The following is a 299-nucleotide window of genomic DNA, read 5'->3' as shown; positions in this document are numbered from 1 at the left end:
GAACACGGACACACCGCCGTGGTTCTGGGCCACGCGCTGAATCATTTCCTGAATCAGCACGGTCTTGCCCACACCTGCACCACCGAACAGACCGATCTTGCCGCCCTGCACGTACGGGGTCAGCAGGTCGATGACCTTGATGCCCGTCTCGAACATCTGGGTCTTGGACTCCAGCTGATCGAAGGCCGGCGGGTTGCGGTGGATAGGCCAGCGCTCGGTGACGGTGATGGTCTCATCCGGCTTCTTGTTGAGGATGTTGCCGGACACGTCGAAGACGTGGCCCTTGGTCACATCGCCGA

The 299-nt window shown here is 61.2% G+C and carries 1 pseudogene; it reads right to left on the bottom strand.

From position 1 onward, the window contains the following. Positions 1–299, bottom strand: a pseudogene (locus EIK80_RS25440) (F0F1 ATP synthase subunit beta); the annotation flags it as partial.

It is taken from the genome of Caulobacter sp. 602-1 (assembly GCF_003931565.1).
GTDB lineage: Bacteria > Pseudomonadota > Alphaproteobacteria > Caulobacterales > Caulobacteraceae > Caulobacter.
The sequence above is the reverse complement of the archived record's forward strand: the minus strand, read 5'-3'. Positions and strand labels throughout refer to the sequence as shown.